This is a genomic window from Winogradskyella maritima (assembly GCF_042650215.1).
In the GTDB taxonomy this organism is placed as follows: domain Bacteria; phylum Bacteroidota; class Bacteroidia; order Flavobacteriales; family Flavobacteriaceae; genus Winogradskyella; species Winogradskyella maritima.
This window is the reverse complement of the sequence record NZ_JBHSAT010000004.1, coordinates 144,101-163,289: the sequence shown is the minus strand read 5'-3', so window position 1 is coordinate 163,289 and position 19,189 is coordinate 144,101. Positions and strand designations below refer to the sequence as shown.

Sequence of the window (19,189 nt, the reverse complement as noted above, 5' to 3'; positions counted from 1 at the left end):
TCGTTTGTAAATAATTTTATTACATTTGGGTCATTAACCTGTGACAAATTCATGATTACACACCTTGAGGGTAGGCTTGTTGAAAAGAATCCTACTGACGTGGTTATTGACTGCAACGGTGTAGGCTATCTACTACACATTTCTTTGAACACTTATTCTCAAATTCCCGATAGGGAAAATTTGAAGTTATACACCTATCTTCAAGTGCGCGAAGATGCACACACACTCTATGGATTTTCTACACGTGTAGAGCGCGAAATATTTAAGCTTTTAATATCGGTAAGTGGCGTTGGTGCAAGTACGGCAAGAACAATGCTATCCTCTTTAAACCCAGACCAGGTAAAGGATGCCATTGCCTCTGGCGATGTGCCGGTGATACAATCGGTTAAAGGTATTGGGGCAAAAACAGCACAACGTGTAATATTGGATTTAAAAGATAAAGTTTTACGGGTGTATGGCTTAGACGAAGTTTCACAATCTTCAAACAATACAAACAAAGCTGAAGCGTTATCTGCATTAGAAGTTTTAGGCTTTAATAAAAAGCAATCGGAGAAAGTTGTTGACAAGATTGTTTCGCAAAACCCAGAGTCTTCTGCGGAACAAATTATCAAGGACGCATTAAAAAACTTGTAACGTATTGAGCACAACCAACTATAATAAATTCTCGTTGACTAAAATTTGGAAGCTGACCTTACTGCTACTGTTGGTTGTAAACGTATCATTTGCGCAAGATCCAACAACCGAAGCAGATTCTACCAAAACCACTTTTGCCTTAGGGAAGATTAAGCCACCAAAACCTGGCAGTATAGAATCTAAATACACTTACGACCCTATTTTAGACCGATATATCTACACGGAAAAAATAGGTTCATTCAATATCAACTACCCGTTAATATTAACGCCGGCTGAGTTTCAGAAGTTGGTACTACAAGAACGATTAAAAGAATACTATAAAACCAAAATTGATGCCGCAGATGGATTAAAAGAAGGTAGCGAAGATGCCCAAAAGAATTTATTGCCGGAATTTTATGTCAATTCAGGATTATTTGAAAGCATTTTTGGTGGTAATACCATTGAGGTGGTGCCACAAGGTACTGTTGATGTAGACTTAGGAATTCTTTACACAAGACAAGACAATCCAGCTTTTACACCCAGAAACCGAAGTAATTTTACATTTGATTTTGACCAGCGTATCAGTTTAAGCTTATTGGGAAAAGTAGGGGAGCGCCTTCAGGTGACCGCTAACTATGACACTCAGGCGAATTTCGATTTTCAGAATTTAGTAAAGTTAGAATACACGCCAACGGAAGACGATATCATTCAAAAAATCGAAGTGGGTAACGTCAGTATGCCACTCAATAGCACTTTGATTACTGGAGCACAGAGTTTGTTTGGTGTTAAAACCGAATTACAATTCGGAAAAACCCGGGTAACGGCTGTATTTTCTGAACAACAATCACAATCGCGCTCAGTGCAAGCTCAAGGCGGTGGTACGGTCGAAGATTTTGAATTCTTTGCCCGTGATTACGATGAGAATAGACACTTTTTCTTAGCGCACTATTTCAGGGATACCTATAACAACTCCATGTTGACCTATCCGTACATCAACAATAATGTACAGATTACCCGTATTGAAGTTTGGGTAACCAACAGAAATAACAATACCCAAAATGTTAGAAACATTGTAGCATTTCAGGACTTGGGAGAGTCTGAAGCAGAAAACATAGGACTCGGTGGCGGTACGCCTCCAGCAGGGTTTGTAAATAATCCAGGGGCTTTACCAGATAACCCAAATAATGATTTTAACCCCTTTAATATTGGAGGTCCAGGTTCACTGTTGACCGATGCTGTAAGAGATATTACAACAGTTGAGCAGGGGATAAACACACAAGTGAATGAAGGCTTTGATTACGGCAAGCTTGAAACAGCGAGACAACTTGTACAAGGACAAGATTTTATTCTTAATTCACAATTAGGATATATCTCTTTAAACTCACGTTTATTGAATGATGAAGTTCTTGGTGTGGCGTTTCAGTACACGGTTGGGGGCGAAATTTTTCAGGTTGGTGAATTTGCGAACGATGGTGTAAATGCTACAGACGTACAAGATGTTGCTAATGGTAATCAGTTGGTTAATAACCAGAGTTTGGTAACGAAGATGCTGAAAAGTGCCGTGACTGCGGTAGACCAACCTATTTGGGATTTAATGATGAAAAACATCTACGATACAGGTGCTTTTCAATTAGATAGAGAAGATTTCAGATTAAATATTTTCTATACGGAGGCGTCACCATTAAACTACATCACACCGGTTGAAGGCACCACCTTTCCGCCTTACGATAATAATACGCCAAATACGGCTGACGATACGCCAATACAAGAAACACCGTTAATTCGTTTATTCCATCTAGACCGATTGAATTTCAATAACGATCCACAAGAAGGTGGTGATGGTTTTTTTGATTTTGTACCTAATCAGACGGTGATTACCCAAAACGGAAAAATCATTTTCACCAAAGTTGAACCTTTTGGACGTTACCTTTTTGATGTCTTGGATGATGACGGCAACAACTTAGATAACGAAGGCGATTACGACTCTGAAACCTTCAATGAGAATCAAGAAAAGTATGTCTATGACTTGTTGTATAAGTCTACGAAAACGCAAGCTTTAGACGATGCTGAAAAGAACAAGTTTCAGATTAAAGGACGTTACAAGAGCAGTGGCGGTGGTGGTATTCCAATTCCGTTTGGTGCGGCACAAGGTTCGGTACGCGTTACGGCTGGAGGACGTCAGTTAATTGAAGGCGTTGACTACACGGTGAACTATGCTGCTGGTCGTGTTGAAATATTAGACCCTGCTTTGCGCGCATCTAACACACCGATAAATGTTGATGTAGAAAACAATACACTGTTTGGACAGCAGACACGCCGTTTTACAGGGGTTAACGTAGAGCACCAGTTCAATGAGAACTTTTTAGTTGGAGCGACACTTTTAAACTTAAACGAACGTCCAATTACCCAAAAGGCTAATTTCGACTCGGAGCCTATCAACAATACTATATTCGGAGCCAATGCTAACTTCTCAACGGAAGTTCCGTTTTTTACGCGATTGGTAAATAAACTCCCAAATATAGACACCGATGTACCTTCTAATCTTTCGGTTCGTGGTGAATTTGCCTATTTAGCACCAGGTGCGCCAAAAGGCACCAATTTTAATGGCGAGGCCACAGCCTATATTGATGATTTTGAAGGAACGCAAGGTGCGATCAATTTACTATCGCCATTTGCATGGAACCTGTCGAGTAGACCAAGAGGGCTTGGACGAATGTATGGACAATTTGGCAATGAGGATGACAACGGGATTCAAAATGGATTCGATAGAGCCTTAATGAACTGGTATACTATTGATCCTATTTTCTACAGTGGAGCGCAACGTCCAGATGGCATTTCAGATAATGATATTTCAGATTTATATACAAGACGGGTATTCATCAACGAAATATTTCCACAGGTTGATTTGGTACAAGGGCAAAATGCCGTAATCAATACGTTAGATTTAGCCTATTATCCAACTGAACGAGGGCCTTATAACTTTGATCCAGATGCGGCTAACGGTGCTGTTTTGAATCCGTTGGAATCTTGGGCTGGAATTACCAGACAGATTACAACTACTGATTTTGAACAAGCCAACGTAGAGTATATCGATTTTTGGGTTCAAGATCCGTTTTTGGATAACCCAACCAACCCTGGAGGGAAGTTGACTATCAACTTAGGGAATATTTCCGAGGATGTTTTAAAGGATGGTAAAAAACAATTTGAAAATGGATTGCCAGAAGATGGGAATATAGAATTCCTTCAGAATGTAACACCACAAACGCCTTACGTTGTACCACAGAGTCAGTCGCTGGTCTATACCTTCGGAACAACTGGTGCGGAACGAGACAATCAAGATGTAGGGTATGATGGTTACGATGATGCAGAGGAGCAAGATATTGTTGACCTCATGCAACAGCAAACTGCTCAGTCGTTAGATTATGGCCCTGATCCTTCCAATGACAACTATCTGTATTTTCTTCAAGCTGATGGAAATATATTTGAGCGCTATCGTCGCTATAACGGTCAAGAAGGAAACACGCCAGACGAATTTACAGACGACAACAGAGGAAGAAATGTTCAGCCAGATGTGGAGGATATCAACAGGGATAATACCATGAATACCATTGATAGCTATTTTGAGTATGAAGTAGATATCCGTCCAAATACATTAAATGAAAATAACCCGTTAATTAACGATACCAAAACTAGAAGCGTCACCCTACCAAACGGTGATACGCGCGAAGTACGTTGGTATCAATTTAGATTGCCAATTTCTGAACCGACTGCTGCTGTGGGAGGTATTCAAGATATAAGATCGGTGCGTTTTGCTAGAATGTACCTCACAGAGTTCGTTCAAAATACGGTCTTGCGTTTTGCAACCTTGGATTTGGTGCGAAGTGATTGGCGACGTTTTACACAAGAGTTGGATAACAATCCAAACAATGATAGTCCTAATGCAGAAGTCGCCGTAGGTGTTATTGGTGTGCAAGAGAATGATGGTAACTACGTGATTCCACCAGGCGTGCAACGTGAGCAATTAAACAATAACAACAATGTGATTCGCCAAAACGAGCAGTCTTTGGTTGTGGAAGCTTGTAACATTAATCCAACAGATTCTAAAGGGGTCTTCAAAAATGTAAGTGTGGACATGCGACAGTACAAGAAGTTGCGCATGTTTGTCCATGCAGAAGCCCAAGAAACAGAGCCATTGGATGATGGTGAATTAGTCGCCTTTATTAGAATGGGTAATGATTTTACTGAGAATTTCTATCATATCGAAGTGCCTTTAACTCCGACAGAATTAATTGGTACAGATCGCCCGTTAGATGAACGCATTTGGCCAGAGGAAAACGAAATTAATATACCTCTAGAAATCCTACAGGAAATTAAATCTAGAGGTATTTCGGATCAGACGTTAGGGAATCTAGATCCAGTATTTTACGATTATATTAATGGTCAATTAAGTCCAGATGCCGTACCAGAGTTTCCTGTCGGAGGTGTCGTCAATCAGCGTGTGGCGATAAAGGGAAATCCTAACTTCGGAAACATTAGGGTGTTGATGGTTGGTGTTAAGAATTCAGGAATTAATAGAACGCCTGCTTGTGGTGAGGTGTGGTTTAACGAACTCCGTATGTCCGATTTGGATAACGAAGGCGGTTGGGCGGCTGTAGCAAGTATGGACACCAACTTTGCAGATTTTGCAACGGTAAGCGCCAATGGTAGAATGAGTACCGCAGGTTTCGGAGGCATTGAGCAGTCGCCAAACGAAAGAAGCCGAGAAGATGTTCAGGGTTATGATGTAGTTACCAATGTGCAACTGGGACAACTTCTTCCAAAGACATGGGGAATTCAATTACCGATGAATTATGCACAGAGCGAAGAATTGATAACGCCGCAGTTTGATGCCTTTTACAACGATTTGTCTTTAGACTCTAGATTAGATGCCGCCAATTCTGAAGATGAACGCGAAGAAATCCGTCAGCAATCTGAAAATTACACCAAACGAAAAAGCATCAGTTTTATCGGGGTTAAAAAGAACAGAACAGACGATGAACCCGCAAAATTCTATGATGTTGAAAACCTTACCTTCAATTATTCTTATAACAAGGAAGAGCATCGTGATTTTGAAATTGAAAATGCATTGACACAAAATATTAGAACAGGGGTTAACTATGTCCACGCCTTTCAGCCGTTGCGCATTGAGCCTTTCAAAAAGAATGATTCATTGTTTACAGGAGATTATTGGAAAATTTTAAAGGATTTCAACTTTAATCCGTTGCCGACCAATTTCACGGTAAATACAGAGTTTGTCCGTCAGTTCAACAAGCAGAAGTTTAGAGAGGTTGACCTTACGGGAGACAATATTGGCATTGAGGAATTATTTAGAAGAAACTATACCTTCGATTTTCAGTATGCCCTGAACTTCAATCTAACTGATGCGCTAACCCTGAATTTCAACGCAGCCAATAGTAACATTGTCCGTAACTATTTTATAGATGATCGCTTAAATGGGCGTCAAGATCCTGAGCTTGGTGTTTGGGATGATTTCTTCAATGTAGGTGACCCTAATATACAGACGCAACAGTTACAGGTTAACTATGAATTGCCTTTATACAAAATTCCGATTTTAAGTTTCTTAAAGTCAACCTATGCTTATACAGGTACATTCCAGTGGCAAAAAGGATCGGATTTATTTCAGAATTTTCAACCTACGGATGAGAACGGAAATGCAGTCGGTGGAACAGTAGATTTGGGGAATGCCATTCAGAATTCAAACGTGCATACCTTGAATACCACGTTAGATATGAATACCCTTTACCGTACGTTGGGGATAAAACAGAATAGAGGGAGAACCGCTAGAAATAGAAACCCGGCGCAAAACAGAAACGCAACTAACAACAATGCAAATAATCGCCAAGCACCATCGCGTAACGGCGGTAATTTCCTAGTGGATTTCGCTACAATGATTAAGCGAGTACAATTCAACTATTCTGAAACCAATGGTACGTATTTACCAGGGTATTTAAGACGTCCAGGATTTATCGGTACCTTAAAGCCAACAGTGGGTTATACGTTTGGATTGCAAAGTGATATCACTCAATTGGCGGCACGTAACGGTTGGTTGACTCAATACCAAGATTTCAACCAGCAGTATACACAGAATACCACAAGAAACATGGATTATTCGGCGACCTTAGAGCCGACGAGAGACTTAAAGATTGATATTGTAGGAAACAGGGTTTATGCTGAAAACCTCACAGAAAACTTTAGAGTTGATCAAGACCCAGACGGTCAACGTTTTTACAATGCCTTAATCAGTAATAGCTTTGGAAATTATAACATTTCCACGGCATTGATTAAAACAGCCTTCAATCCAAGTAACGAGAATGAGTCAGTCACCTTTGATGATTTTAGAGCCAATAGATTGATAGTCGCAGATCGTTTAGCACGTGAATTCTACGGTGGCGACACATTTACTAGAGATGCAGAAGGCTTTCCATTAGGTTTTGGTAAAAACAGTCAACGCGTATTGCTTCCGGCCTTTTTATCAGCCTATCAAGGTGTAGATGCAGAGTCAGTACGGTTGGGTGCGTTTAGGGATATTCCAATTCCTAACTGGACGATTAAGTACACGGGACTTATGAAAATTCCATGGTTTAGAGAAAACTTCCAACGATTCTCTGTTCAACATGGGTACCGTTCTAATTATACTATCAATCAGTTTAGAACCAATTTGGATTTAGACCCGAACTTATTTGTCGAAGGTAGTGCTTATGCAGACCAATCGCCAGATGTAATTAACCAGTCGGGGGATTTCAAAAGTGAAACTTTATATAGTAATATTAATCTTGAAGAATTATTCTCTCCACTGATTAATTTAGAATTTACTATGAAAAATTCGCTTCAGGTTAAGATGGAAGTGAAGCGAGACCGTTTATTGTCTTTAAGTTTCGACAATAATTTAATGACTGAAATTCAAGGTCAGGAATACACTTTGGGCTTAGGATACCGTTTGAAAGATGTAAAAATCAGGTCCAAACTGGCAGGCGCGAAACAAATTATTAAAAGTGATTTGGATATGCGTTTAGATGCCTCGGTACGTGATAATAAAACCATTATTCGTTACCTGGATTTGGAGAACAATCAAATCACGGCGGGGCAGACCATTTGGAACTTAAAGTACAATGCTGAATACACCTTCAGTAAAAACTTAACAGGGATTTTCTATTTCGATTATGCTTTTTCAGACTTTGCCATATCAACATCATTCCCGCAAACCTCTATCAGGTCTGGGGTGACCTTGAGGTATAATTTTGGTAATTAATGTTTGATAACATCTGATTAAAAAATTACATTTGTTTCTTTAATCCTTTATTGCTTTTTAAAATGAATATTCCATCAGAATTAAAATACACAAAAGACCACGAGTGGGTGAAGATTGAAGGTGATACCGCAACTGTTGGAATCACGGATTTTGCACAAGGCGAATTGGGCGATATCGTTTATGTAGAGGTTGAAACCGTCGACGAAACTTTAGATATTGAAGAGGTTTTCGGTACGGTTGAAGCTGTAAAAACAGTATCAGATTTGTTCTTACCATTATCTGGTGAAATCATAGAATTTAATGAAGCCTTAGAGGACGAGCCAGAAGTGGTTAACTCCGACCCTTACGGCGATGGCTGGATGATTAAAATAAAATTCTCTGACGCTTCTGAGCTCGACGGATTATTGTCCGCTGACGACTACAAGGCTTTGGTGAATGGCTAAGAATCAAAACCTATGGCTGATTTTAGCAATCATCTGTACGGGTTTGGTTTTATATCTCAGTCTTAATGACCCTCCAGTTTCTGAGGAGGACATCAATATTCCACATTTTGATAAGTTTGCACATGTCATCATGTACCTAGGTTTTACATTTACTTGGTCCATGGCGCTGGCAAAACTTAAACTCAATGCATTTTTTGTGATTGCTTTGGTTTGGGCAGTTGCCTTTTCCACCATTCTAGAAATATTTCAAGAACAACTAAATCCCAATCGTCATTTTGATGTTTATGACATCATAGCTAATATCATCGGCGTTATTCTTGGTATAATTGTTGCAAAATACTATATGAAAATCGAACGTTAAATTACTCTAATCCCTTGCTTTTTTATCGATTATTTGATTAAATTAGCGTTCTTAACAATGAAATCTTATGGAACCGAAGAAGAATCCTAAATCAGACGTCAGCCGTAATAGCGCAATTTATTTTGCTGTTGGTTTGGCCTTGATGCTGATTGTCACCAATTTAACCATCAATTACAAGACCTATGATAAGTCGGCGATTGATATTGGTATGTTAAATTTGGATGACGAGCTAGAAGAAGAAATTCCAATCACGGAGCAGTTGGTGCAACCACCACCACCGCCACCGCCACCGCCACCAGCACCTGAAGTTATCGAGGTTGTTGAAGATGAAGAAGAGGTGGAAGAAACTATTATAGAATCTACGGAAACCGAACAAGATACTGAGATTATCGAAGTAGAAGAAGTTGAGGTAGAAGAAGTAGAAGAAGATATTGAGGTACCGTTTTCGGTTATTGAAAACGTACCAGTTTTTCCAGGCTGTGAAAAAGAAAAGAATAATACAGCTAGACGTGATTGTATGTCTGAAAAGATTGCAAAATTCGTCAACAAGAAATTTAATACTGACCTTGCAGGTGATTTAGGATTATCTGGTAGACAGCGTATTTCGGTATTCTTTAAGATTGACAAATCCGGAAACATTGTAAATGTAGGTGCTAGAGCACCGCACCCAGGTCTAGAAAAAGAGGCAAAACGAGTGATTAGCTTATTGCCAAAAATGCAACCAGGTAAACAACGAGGTAAGGCCGTAACAGTGCCGTATTCGTTACCAATTTTATTCCAGGTACAAGACTAGGACACCATTCTTTTTCGACTAAATAAAAATCCCGTTCAAAATTAATTGGACGGGATTTTCGTTTTGGTATGCTTATTGTGATTTTTTCAAAATATTAACATTTTAATTTAACGTATTATGAAAAACTTAATGAAAAGCGACAGAAGTGCTGGTCAGAGCGCTCCTGAAGTTAAAAAATCGCAAAAGCACGAAGTCAATTTACGAAAAAACTCGTCATTGTACTTTCAAGTAGGACTAATTCTATGCTTGCTGGCCACCTTCGCCTTGTTTGAGATGCAGTTCAAAACCACGAATTTGGAAATTGCGGCTAATGAAATAATCATTGATGAGCCTATCACCATTCCGTTCGACAAGTTTAAGATCTACAAACCGAAAGCGGAAGTTCAGAAACAAGAACCTAAGGTAACGAAGCTGATTGATGTTTATAAGCCACTTCCAGATCACTCTGACGATTTTGTTGAGACCATCATTACTCCAGAAGTACCTCAGCCAACCAGTCAGCCAATGGATCGGGGAGAATTGGACAATCTACCAACCGAACCAGAGGAAGACTTTTGGATTGGGGCTGTAGAAATAGCACCGATTTATCCTGGATGCGAAAAGTATTCTAACAACGAAGATCGTAAAAAATGTATGTCAGAAAAGATTTCAAAACTTGTCCAACGTAAATTTGATACAGAGCTAGCTAGTGAATATGGCTTATCTGGTATTCAAAGAATTCAAACACAATTTGTAGTTGATAAATCGGGATTAGTAACAGGCATTAAAATTAGAGCGCCACATCCAAGATTAGAAGCAGAAGCGCAACGTGTCATTAACAAAATACCTCAAATGGAACCAGGGAAGCAACAAGGCAAGGAAGTGAACGTTATCTATTCATTGCCAATCACCTTCAAGGTTCAGAATTAGGACTAATCAATCATCATCATAAAACGAGCAGTTGGCCGTTATTCTTTATGGAGTAACGGCTTTGTTGTGCTATTTCATTCCCACACAAAAAATAGTATCTTTCAACCTTAAATGCAGTTTTTGCTATGAAGCATCTTTTTTTCGCACTATTGGTTTTGGTCCAATTAACGGTAGTGGCTCAAACACAAGTTACCTACGAAAAGCCCCCAGTTTTTGAAGAATGTAAAGACCAAATCATTGACCAGCAAAAGGAATGTTTTAGGTTTAATTTCAACACTCGCTTTTTTAAGACCTTTAAAATGCCCGAAAATTTAAATTCGGAAAATTACTCAGGCGTTTTAAAATTATTGTTTGAAGTCGATAAAGAAGGATTTTTCCAACTCATTTACATCGATGCTGAGTATGACGAATTAAAGACAGAAACCCAGCGCGTTTTTGAACAATTGCCAAGAGTGGAGCCTGCTACTTATGATGGTAGACCAACCTTTTCACAATACACTACGGAAATTACAGTCCCTATGGACGCACCTGTAAAATTAGATGTGCCTTCTGAAACTGATATACAAGTCGCTGAAGAGAATACAACATCAAAACCAAAGAAGAAACGAGAAAAAGACCCCAATCTCAATGCAGTACTTTCCAATGAAATCGATAGCATCAACAAATCCCTGAAGCCTTTTTCGCATCGTGAATATTCCAGTCAATTAAATATTCCGTTTACACATAATTATTACGCTAAGTTCGATAAAAATATGAACGCCATCGGCACGAACAGCCATACAGCGTCCAAACCCTTTTTGTATGACGATGTAGCACCGTATTACGATTTTAAATCCGAAAAAGAATCCCTCAGCAAAGATATAAATGGTCTTATAGAACGAAAACTCTGGAACGAGCGTATGGTGCGCGTTGAGGGGAAAGACTATTGGTTTACTATCGACCCGATTTTAGATTTGCAAGTTGGTGCTGATTCAGAATCTGAAAGCGGTTCAACCTACAATAACACGAGAGGTGTTTTTATACAAGCAGGCATTGGAAAACGGTTTAATTTTATGACCTCATTTTATGAAAGTCAAGGACGCTTTGCTAAATACTTCAATGATTACGCCGAAAGTTTAAAAGCCTTTGGCCCCGACCCGGCGATTATTCCCGGGCGAGGTATTGCCAAACGCTTTAAGGAAGACTCCTACGATTATCCAGTAGCGGAAGCCTACCTATCCTACACTCCTGCGAAATTTTTAAATGTTCAATTTGGTCACGGACGGAATTTTATTGGAGATGGTTATCGTTCCTTATTTCAGTCGGATGTAGCAAGTCCATCACCATTCTTAAAAACAAACCTTAAGTTTTGGAAGATTAAATACACCAGCTCTTGGATGTGGTTAAAGGATGTTCGCGATGAGGTGGTGCAAGATGGTGCGTTTCTCACCAAATACATGGCGAATCATTACTTAAGTTGGAATGTCTCCAAACGCCTCAACCTTGGTTTTTTTGAATCTGTTATTTGGAACAATGCCAACGACCGAGGCTTTGATGTCAACTACTTGAATCCATTGATTTTCTTAAGAGCTGTTGAGTTTGAAACAGGGCAAGATGCCGGGAATGCATTAATTGGGCTTTCAGCAAAATACAAGTACAACAATAAAGTGAATCTGTATGGTCAGTTTATTCTGGATGAATTCTCGCTTTCGGATATCCGTGCCGGCGAAAAGAGCTGGAAAAACAAGTTTGGTTATCAGTTGGGCATGAAATACTTTGATGCTTTTAATGTGGATGGATTACTCCTTCAAGCGGAATATAATCAAGTGCGTCCGTATACCTTTTCTCATAATACTGTTGTGCTTAATTACGGGCATAATAATCAGTCTATGGCACATTTATGGGGCGCTAATTTTCGGGAGTTGGTGTTGATTGGGCGTTACAATTATAAGCGTTGGTTTGGTGATGCCAAGTTTATTATGGGGACGCGTGGTGTTAGCTTTAATACACCCGAAGATGATTTTTACTACGGGGGTTCTATTTATGGCAATGAGAACAACAGACCATCTGACACGGGTATTGCAATTGGTCAAGGGAATAAGGTGTCTCAGTTTCAAGCGGATTTGCAAGCGGGATATATTGTGAATCCAGCAACTAATTTAAGACTGTTTTCCAATCTTACTTTGAGAAATTTTGACCCAACTGTTGAAACCACTTCTACGCAACAAAGCAATACGGTTTGGTTTACCATAGGACTACGAACGGACTTGTTTAATTGGTATAATGATTTTTGATGGTTTTTTCTGTTCCAACGTGACTGAACAACTTTAGATACTAAAACCTACTTCCCCATCAAGCTCTTATAAAACGTCAAGCGGATACGTTCACTATTGATAAACCCTGAGCCATAATCCAAAGCGTCCCATTCTTTGGTAATACTAGTGTCGGCTTTTATTTCACCTTCAGACTTTCCTTCTGCTATGGCTTTGTTGACTCGGTTTCTAAGCGTTTCTAATAGTTTCAGAAACCTTTCATATTCAGCTTTATTGGACACAGTTCCATGACCAGGAATGATTTTGGTAGAGTCATCAATCACCATCAGACCTCTTTTTACCGCTTCAATATAACCCTCAACACTTCCACCAGAATTTAAGTCGATATAAGGATAGCGCCCGTTAAAATAGGTGTCGCCAGTATGCAATACGTTGCTTTGGGTAAAGTATAGTAGGGCATCACCGTCGGTATGGGCATTGTCGACATGAAATATAGCGACATCTTCGCCATTGATAGTCATATTCAATTTATCATTGAAGGTGATTACAGGAAATGCCTCAATAGGATTTTCACTACCGTCTCGGCGTGGTTGCTTTAAACGTACCTTCACGTTATCATGCGCTACAATAGTTGCTCCAGCATTGGCCATGTTTTCGTTGCCACCTGTATGGTCGCCATGGTAATGGGTATTAACAACATACCTTAAGGGTTTGTCGCTAAGCGCTTTTATAGCAGTAAGAATTTTTTCTGAGAGCGGTGCAAATTGGTCGTCGATGATAAAAACACCGTCATCGCCAACGGAAACGCCGATATTACCTCCAGCGCCGAAGAGTACATAGGTATGGTCTGACAACTGTTCGGTTTTAATTTCGACATCATCAAAGCGTTGGGCAGAAGAGAGTGTGGTAAAGAGGAGGCTGAAGCTAATGGCGAGTAATTTCATTTTCAGAGGTTTTAAGGTCTAATCGTCGTATAAAAATAGGGAAACTAACGTGGATGGCTTTTCTTTTTCAAAACTGTGCTTTTACATTGCTCATAATCAAATTTCAAACTATCTTTGCAGTCGCTTAGAAAGCGATAGAAACAGAGCGCACTTGAGTACTTCAAAAACGGCAATTTCATCAGCATCAATGCTTACGGATTTTAAGGAAATCACTAAAATGGGTTTATCCATTAGTGTTGTATTTTCGTCGGTTGCCGGTTATTTGTTGGGTGCGGAAACGGTAAGTTTCACAACGCTTTTATTATTGGCTTTTGGTGGTTATTTTATGGTTGGCGCGTCCAACGCGTATAATCAAATTATTGAGCGCGATTTAGACGCCTTAATGGACCGCACTAAGAACCGTCCAATTCCTGCAGGCCGAATGACCGTAAACACTGCATTCACCATTGCAGTTGCATTTACCATCGCAGGAATCATTACATTATACATCATCAATCCGCGTACAGCAATGTATGGGGCTATTTCTATATTTCTCTACACTAGTGTTTATACCCCTTTGAAAACCCGAACGCCGTTGGCGGTATTTGTCGGCGCAATTCCAGGCGCGATTCCGTTTATGTTGGGTTGGGTCGCCGCACGAAATGATTTCGGTATTGAACCAGGTACGCTGTTTGCTATTCAGTTTTTTTGGCAATTCCCACACTTTTGGGCTATAGGCTGGTTTTTGTTTGATGATTACAAAAAAGGAGGCTTCTTTATGTTGCCGACAGGGAAACGAGATAAAGGAACGGCGGTACAAATCATCATGTATACCGTTTGGACGGTGATTGCTTCAATTATCCCTGTATTTGGATTTACGGGCGAATTAAGCTTATCATTTGTTGGAGCGATTGTCGTCGGGCTTTTGGGCTTGGGCATGTTGTATTATGCCTTGCGTTTGTTTCAGCTTAGAACGTCCAAAGCGGCCAAACAACTTATGCTGTCTAGTGTAGCGTACATTACGTTGCTTCAAATTATATATGTGGTCGATAAATTTTTAAGATAAATGGATTTAACTCAAGGAACACCAGAACAAAAGAATGACCGCGCCAAAAAAATGATGCTGTGGTTCGGTATTGGATCACTAATTATGTCTTTTGCAGCCTGGACGAGTGCATTCATTGTAAGCAGTAAGCGAGAAGATTGGTTGACGGAGTTTGAATTGCCTCAAGCCTTCTTCATCAGTTTGGTAGTGATTTTGGTAAGCAGTGCAACCATGATTTTAGCAAAGCGTGCGCTGAAACTAGATAATAGAAGTCAAGTGACGGTGTTTTTGCTACTGACCTTTATTTTGGGAATTGTATTTATTTATTTTCAGTTTGAAGGCTTCAATCAAATCATTTCTGAAGGCTACAATTTTACGGGGCCAACGAGCAACATTACCATGTCTTATGTGTTCTTGATTGCCGCTGTACATATTGCCCACGTCGTTGTTGGGCTGATTTGCCTTTTGGTTGTAATTTATAATCATTTTAAACAGAAGTATAACTCCCATAAAATGTTAGGGTTTGAATTGGCTGCCAATTTTTGGCATTTCGTAGACCTGCTATGGGTTTATCTCTTTTTGTTTTTATATTTTTTTAGAGATATAATTTGATTATTTTTGTGCCAATCTTAGAATTTTAAAGAATTTATATGGATACAGCAGTAGCAAATACTGGTACAGAAGGCAATACATGGGGTGGTGGTAACCGTCCATTAGGTGCTAGTTATGGAAAACTGATGATGTGGTTTTTCATCGTTTCTGATGCATTAACCTTCTCAGGGTTTTTGGCCGCGTATGGCTTTTCAAGATTTAAGTTCATCGACTCTTGGCCAATTGCGGATGAGGTATTTACACACGTTCCATTTTTGCATGGTCAGGAATTGCCAATGATTTACGTGGCATTTATGACATTTGTTTTGATTATGTCATCGGTAACTATGGTATTGGCTGTGGACGCTGGTCACCATATGAATAAGAAAAAAGTCACTCTTTACATGTTCTTAACCATTATTGGTGGTGCCATTTTCGTTGGCTCACAGGCTTGGGAATGGGCAACATTCATAAAGGGGGATTACGGTGCTGTACAGACTAAAGGTGGAAATATTCTTCAGTTTGGTGAGTATGTCGATGTTGACGGCGAACAAAAATTTAAACGCGTTGCTTTGGCTGATTTCGTAACGGTTGAAGCCAAAGATAGAACACAACACGAACGTTCTAACGGTTTATGGTTTCAAGATGAAGGTACGTTGCCAACATATACAGTAGGCGAAGTTTATAAAGGTTTAGAAGCAAATTCAAATATACAGGTACGTTCACAGTTGATTAATGAGGAAGGCGAAAAGACCGTACTGTCTAGAGAAGAATCCTTAAGCCAAATAAAGAATAACGGGAAGTTGGTTGTAGAAGGTGCGAACCTCGTGGTCAACGAATACGGAACATCATTGTTCGCTGATTTCTTTTTCTTTATTACAGGATTCCACGGTTTCCACGTATTCTCGGGTGTCGTAATTAACATTATCATATTCTTTAATGTGATTTTAGGAACTTACGAACGAAGAGGAAGCTACGAGATGGTCGAGAAAGTTGGGCTTTACTGGCACTTTGTCGATTTGGTTTGGGTATTTGTATTCACATTTTTCTATTTGGTATAATAGCAATTACAGTCAAAAATTATGGCACACGCACATAACTTAGCAATATTTAGAGGGCGATTAAAATTTAAGTCAAACACACAGAAAATCTGGGGTGTATTGATTCTATTATCTATCGTCACAGCAGTAGAAGTTGTTTTAGGTATCTACAAACCAGAGAGCTTAATGACACCAATGTTAGGCGAATTTGAAGGTGGTTTCTTGGCAACTTTAGGTAACATTTTCCTCTCGCCAATTATCTACATGAAGAGTCTTAACCTTATCTTCATTGTATTAACAATCGTAAAGGCCTACTACATTACTTGGGACTTTATGCACATGCGCGATGAAAAGGCAAGCTTACGTCGTATGGTGGTTTGGACAGCAGTATTCTTAATCTGCTATTTAATCTTCATCCTATTACAAGAAGGCGGATATGTTTTCGATGTGTATAACACTGGAGATACTCTAATTAAACGCGATTTCTAAACGTTATTTAAAGCGTTAAATGATATACAAAGGTGGTTTATTTAAACCGCCTTTTTTATTTTTGCACCATGGCAGTAAGCAAGACAAAACGTAACATAGTCCTCGGTATTTTATTCTTTTTACCAGTAGCGTTTTTGCTGATGCTCTATCCGGCAAAACACAACTATATTCCGTTAGATATTGTCCATAAAAACGTGTCTGAATTGAATGATTTTCAGTTCGAAGAAGAGACAATTCAATTAAAAGACCATATCACCGTTTTAGGATTTTTAGGGAAGCAACCGTTGGAAAATGCCATCGGCGCTTCAAACTTAAAAGAACTGGTATACGATAAATTTAAAGGCTTTAAAAAGTTTCAAGTCGTAATTGTAGTGCCTGAAGGTACGTCTGAAGCCATTTCAGAATTAAAGAAAGAAATCAATACGTACGAGGATTTAAGATTTTGGCATTATGCGTACGGGTCTGAAGTCGCTATAAAAAAGTTGTATAATAGTTTGAAGTCGTCTGAAGCCTTAGACGAAAACCTGTCCACACAAAACGTCTTTATAATTGACAAGGACTTGAATCAACGTGGCCGGTTAGATGCGCGGGACGATAAAGAGAAAGAAGCCAATAAACCGAAATCGAGCCTCTTTGATTACGATTGTATCGATGTAGGAACCATAAAAAATAAGATGAGTGACGATATGCGAATTCTATTTACGGAATACCGCCAAAAGCGAAAAGGAAATTTTGATTCCACTTCGCGTCGTGCTGACGATATAAAAATTGATGATGAGTAAAAAAACAAATTATTCCTACGTAGGCATTGCCTTTATCATTTTGGTTTTCGGGATTATTTTTGTGCCAAAAATCATAGACCGCGTCTCCAATAATGACATTAATCGTACGGATGAAAGCCGGAGTAATCCGGTTAATTCTGAGTTGATGGAAACCACGGACGATTCAGATTTGGTGTACATTACCAGTCCAAATGGCGAACGTAAAAAAGTGCCAGCCTTTAGTTTTACCAATCAAGATGGCGAAACGATTTCAAACGAAGATTATTTGGGGAAAGTCTATTTGGTGGAATTTTTCTTCACTACATGCCCTACTATTTGTCCGAAGATGAATTACAACATGATGAAGCTTCAGGATTATTTTAAGGAAGAGTCTGACTTCGGAATAGCCTCATTCACCATAAATCCTGAAAACGATACACCTGAAGTTTTAAAGGCCTATGCAGAAAACTACGAGATTACAAATCCATATTGGAATCTCTTAACAGGCGACCGAGAAACCATCTATAAGTTGGCTAACGAGGGGTTTTATCTATATACAAAGCAAGACGAAGAAGTGGAAGGTGGTTTTGAACATTCTGGTAATTTTGCGCTGATTGATAAAGAAGGTTATATCCGTTCTAGAATCACAGAATCCGGAAGCCCACTAATTTATTACAACGGTATCATATCTGAAGAGGAAGGTGTCGATGATGAAGGCATTAAGGAAGAAATTTCATTGTTGAAAGAAGATATTACCAAATTACTCAACGAATAACATGACAGAAATTAAGACCTCAAAAAAATACAACGTTTGGATTATTATCTTATCCATCATCATCCCGATTGTTGTTGCGATTTTATCACGTATAAAGCTTCAGGATTTCGGAATAGAAGTAGAGCCTTTAAGCTTTTTGCCACCCATCTATGCAACGATTAACGGGGTTACGGCCGTAATTTTAATTCTGGCGTTAAGAGCAATTAAAGGAGGCAACAGAACTTTACATGAGCGCTTAATGAAATTTGCCATTGTATTATCGGTGTCGTTTTTAGCCATGTATGTAGCCTATCACATGACGAGCGATTCTACGACATATGGTGGAGAAGGTATGATAAGATATGTTTACTATTTTATATTGTTGACGCATATTTTATTGTCAATAGTTGTCATTCCGTTTGTACTGATTACCTATGTTAGAGCCATAACCAATGATTTTGAACGTCATAAAAAAATTGCGAAAATCACGTTCCCACTATGGTTATATGTTGCAGTGACAGGCGTCATCGTTTATTTAATGATTTCACCGTATTATTAATAAAAACCAAGGTTTCAAGGACGACAGCCCACCGTAACCTTGCTGTTTGAATTAATCCCGCGGAACTCGGGATAATAAAAATATGAAAAAGAGTGTCTTCATAATTATTCTAATCCTAAGTATCTTCTTTTCTCAAGATGCAGAAGCCCAATGCGCCATGTGCCGTGCTGTTTTAGAAAGTGAAGAAGGGCAATCTACAGCTGAAGGAGTGAATAATGGCATCGTCTATTTAATGGCCATTCCGTATTTAGTGGTTGCAGGTATCGGCTATGCCATCTATAGAAAATTCAGAAAAGAGGCTTAAAGTTCAAATTTTATTCAATTTCCCTGTAACATTCTAAGTTTTCA

16 protein-coding genes are annotated in these 19,189 nt (G+C 39.2%); 15 read left to right on the top strand and 1 reads right to left on the bottom strand.

Annotated elements, in window-relative coordinates:
- Positions 1–51: 51 nt before the first annotated feature.
- The 7 genes from ruvA (at position 52) to ACFOSX_RS01745 (ending at position 12,700) form a co-directional block, all read left to right on the top strand.
- Positions 52–633 carry a Holliday junction branch migration protein RuvA gene (ruvA, locus tag ACFOSX_RS01775; RefSeq protein ID WP_386096413.1) on the top strand — a complete coding sequence of 194 codons (582 nt, stop codon included), beginning with the start codon at positions 52–54 and terminating at the stop codon, positions 631–633.
- Between the two features lie 4 nt (positions 634–637).
- On the top strand, positions 638–7,921 hold the full coding sequence (gene sov / locus ACFOSX_RS01770; protein WP_386096411.1) for a T9SS outer membrane translocon Sov/SprA: 7,284 nt from the start codon (positions 638–640) through the stop codon (positions 7,919–7,921).
- Between the two features lie 62 nt (positions 7,922–7,983).
- On the top strand, positions 7,984–8,364 hold the full coding sequence (gene gcvH, locus ACFOSX_RS01765; RefSeq protein ID WP_386096409.1) for a glycine cleavage system protein GcvH: 381 nt from the start codon (positions 7,984–7,986) through the stop codon (positions 8,362–8,364).
- Positions 8,357–8,725 (top strand): VanZ family protein, encoded by a 369-nt coding sequence (locus tag ACFOSX_RS01760; protein WP_386096407.1) that lies wholly within the window; start codon positions 8,357–8,359, stop codon positions 8,723–8,725. The genes gcvH and ACFOSX_RS01760 overlap by 8 nt, the downstream gene beginning before the upstream one ends.
- Before the next feature lie 67 nt (positions 8,726–8,792).
- Positions 8,793–9,518, top strand: a complete 726-nt coding sequence (locus ACFOSX_RS01755) for an energy transducer TonB (protein WP_386096405.1) — start codon at positions 8,793–8,795, stop codon at positions 9,516–9,518.
- 129 nt (positions 9,519–9,647) lie between these two features.
- The gene (locus tag ACFOSX_RS01750) at positions 9,648–10,427 is read left to right on the top strand and encodes an energy transducer TonB (protein ID WP_386096403.1); all 780 of its coding nucleotides are present in this window, start codon (positions 9,648–9,650) and stop codon (positions 10,425–10,427) included.
- A 125-nt stretch (positions 10,428–10,552) separates the two neighbouring features.
- The gene (locus tag ACFOSX_RS01745) at positions 10,553–12,700 is read left to right on the top strand and encodes a gliding motility protein RemB (protein WP_386096401.1); all 2,148 of its coding nucleotides are present in this window, start codon (positions 10,553–10,555) and stop codon (positions 12,698–12,700) included.
- Positions 12,701–12,747: 47 nt separating this feature from the next.
- Here the strand turns inward: ACFOSX_RS01745 and ACFOSX_RS01740 are convergent, their stop codons facing one another.
- Positions 12,748–13,623 carry an MBL fold metallo-hydrolase gene (locus tag ACFOSX_RS01740; RefSeq protein WP_386096399.1) on the bottom strand — a complete coding sequence of 292 codons (876 nt, stop codon included), beginning with the start codon at positions 13,621–13,623 and terminating at the stop codon, positions 12,748–12,750.
- Between the two features lie 187 nt (positions 13,624–13,810).
- Here ACFOSX_RS01740 and cyoE point away from each other — a divergent pair, with 187 nt between their 5' ends.
- From cyoE to ACFOSX_RS01700, 8 genes are all read left to right on the top strand, one after another.
- A complete protein-coding gene (gene cyoE / locus ACFOSX_RS01735) occupies positions 13,811–14,668 on the top strand; it encodes a heme o synthase (RefSeq protein ID WP_386100164.1) in 858 nt (285 codons plus the stop codon).
- The gene (locus ACFOSX_RS01730; RefSeq protein ID WP_386096397.1) at positions 14,669–15,259 is read left to right on the top strand and encodes a cytochrome c oxidase subunit 3; all 591 of its coding nucleotides are present in this window, start codon (positions 14,669–14,671) and stop codon (positions 15,257–15,259) included.
- A gap of 38 nt (positions 15,260–15,297) precedes the next feature.
- Positions 15,298–16,299 (top strand): cytochrome c oxidase subunit 3, encoded by a 1,002-nt coding sequence (locus ACFOSX_RS01725; protein ID WP_386096395.1) that lies wholly within the window; start codon positions 15,298–15,300, stop codon positions 16,297–16,299.
- Between the two features lie 21 nt (positions 16,300–16,320).
- Positions 16,321–16,767, top strand: a complete 447-nt coding sequence (locus ACFOSX_RS01720) for a cytochrome C oxidase subunit IV family protein (RefSeq protein ID WP_386096393.1) — start codon at positions 16,321–16,323, stop codon at positions 16,765–16,767.
- Positions 16,768–16,835: 68 nt separating this feature from the next.
- A complete protein-coding gene (locus tag ACFOSX_RS01715) occupies positions 16,836–17,549 on the top strand; it encodes a hypothetical protein (RefSeq protein ID WP_386096391.1) in 714 nt (237 codons plus the stop codon).
- The gene (locus ACFOSX_RS01710) at positions 17,542–18,303 is read left to right on the top strand and encodes an SCO family protein (RefSeq protein ID WP_386096389.1); all 762 of its coding nucleotides are present in this window, start codon (positions 17,542–17,544) and stop codon (positions 18,301–18,303) included. The genes ACFOSX_RS01715 and ACFOSX_RS01710 overlap by 8 nt, the downstream gene beginning before the upstream one ends.
- Position 18,304: 1 nt before the next feature.
- Positions 18,305–18,841: a DUF420 domain-containing protein gene (locus ACFOSX_RS01705; RefSeq protein WP_386096387.1), complete on the top strand. Its 537-nt coding sequence runs from the start codon at positions 18,305–18,307 to the stop codon at positions 18,839–18,841.
- Positions 18,842–18,923: 82 nt separating this feature from the next.
- On the top strand, positions 18,924–19,145 hold the full coding sequence (locus ACFOSX_RS01700; protein ID WP_386096386.1) for a hypothetical protein: 222 nt from the start codon (positions 18,924–18,926) through the stop codon (positions 19,143–19,145).
- Positions 19,146–19,189 lie beyond the last annotated feature (44 nt).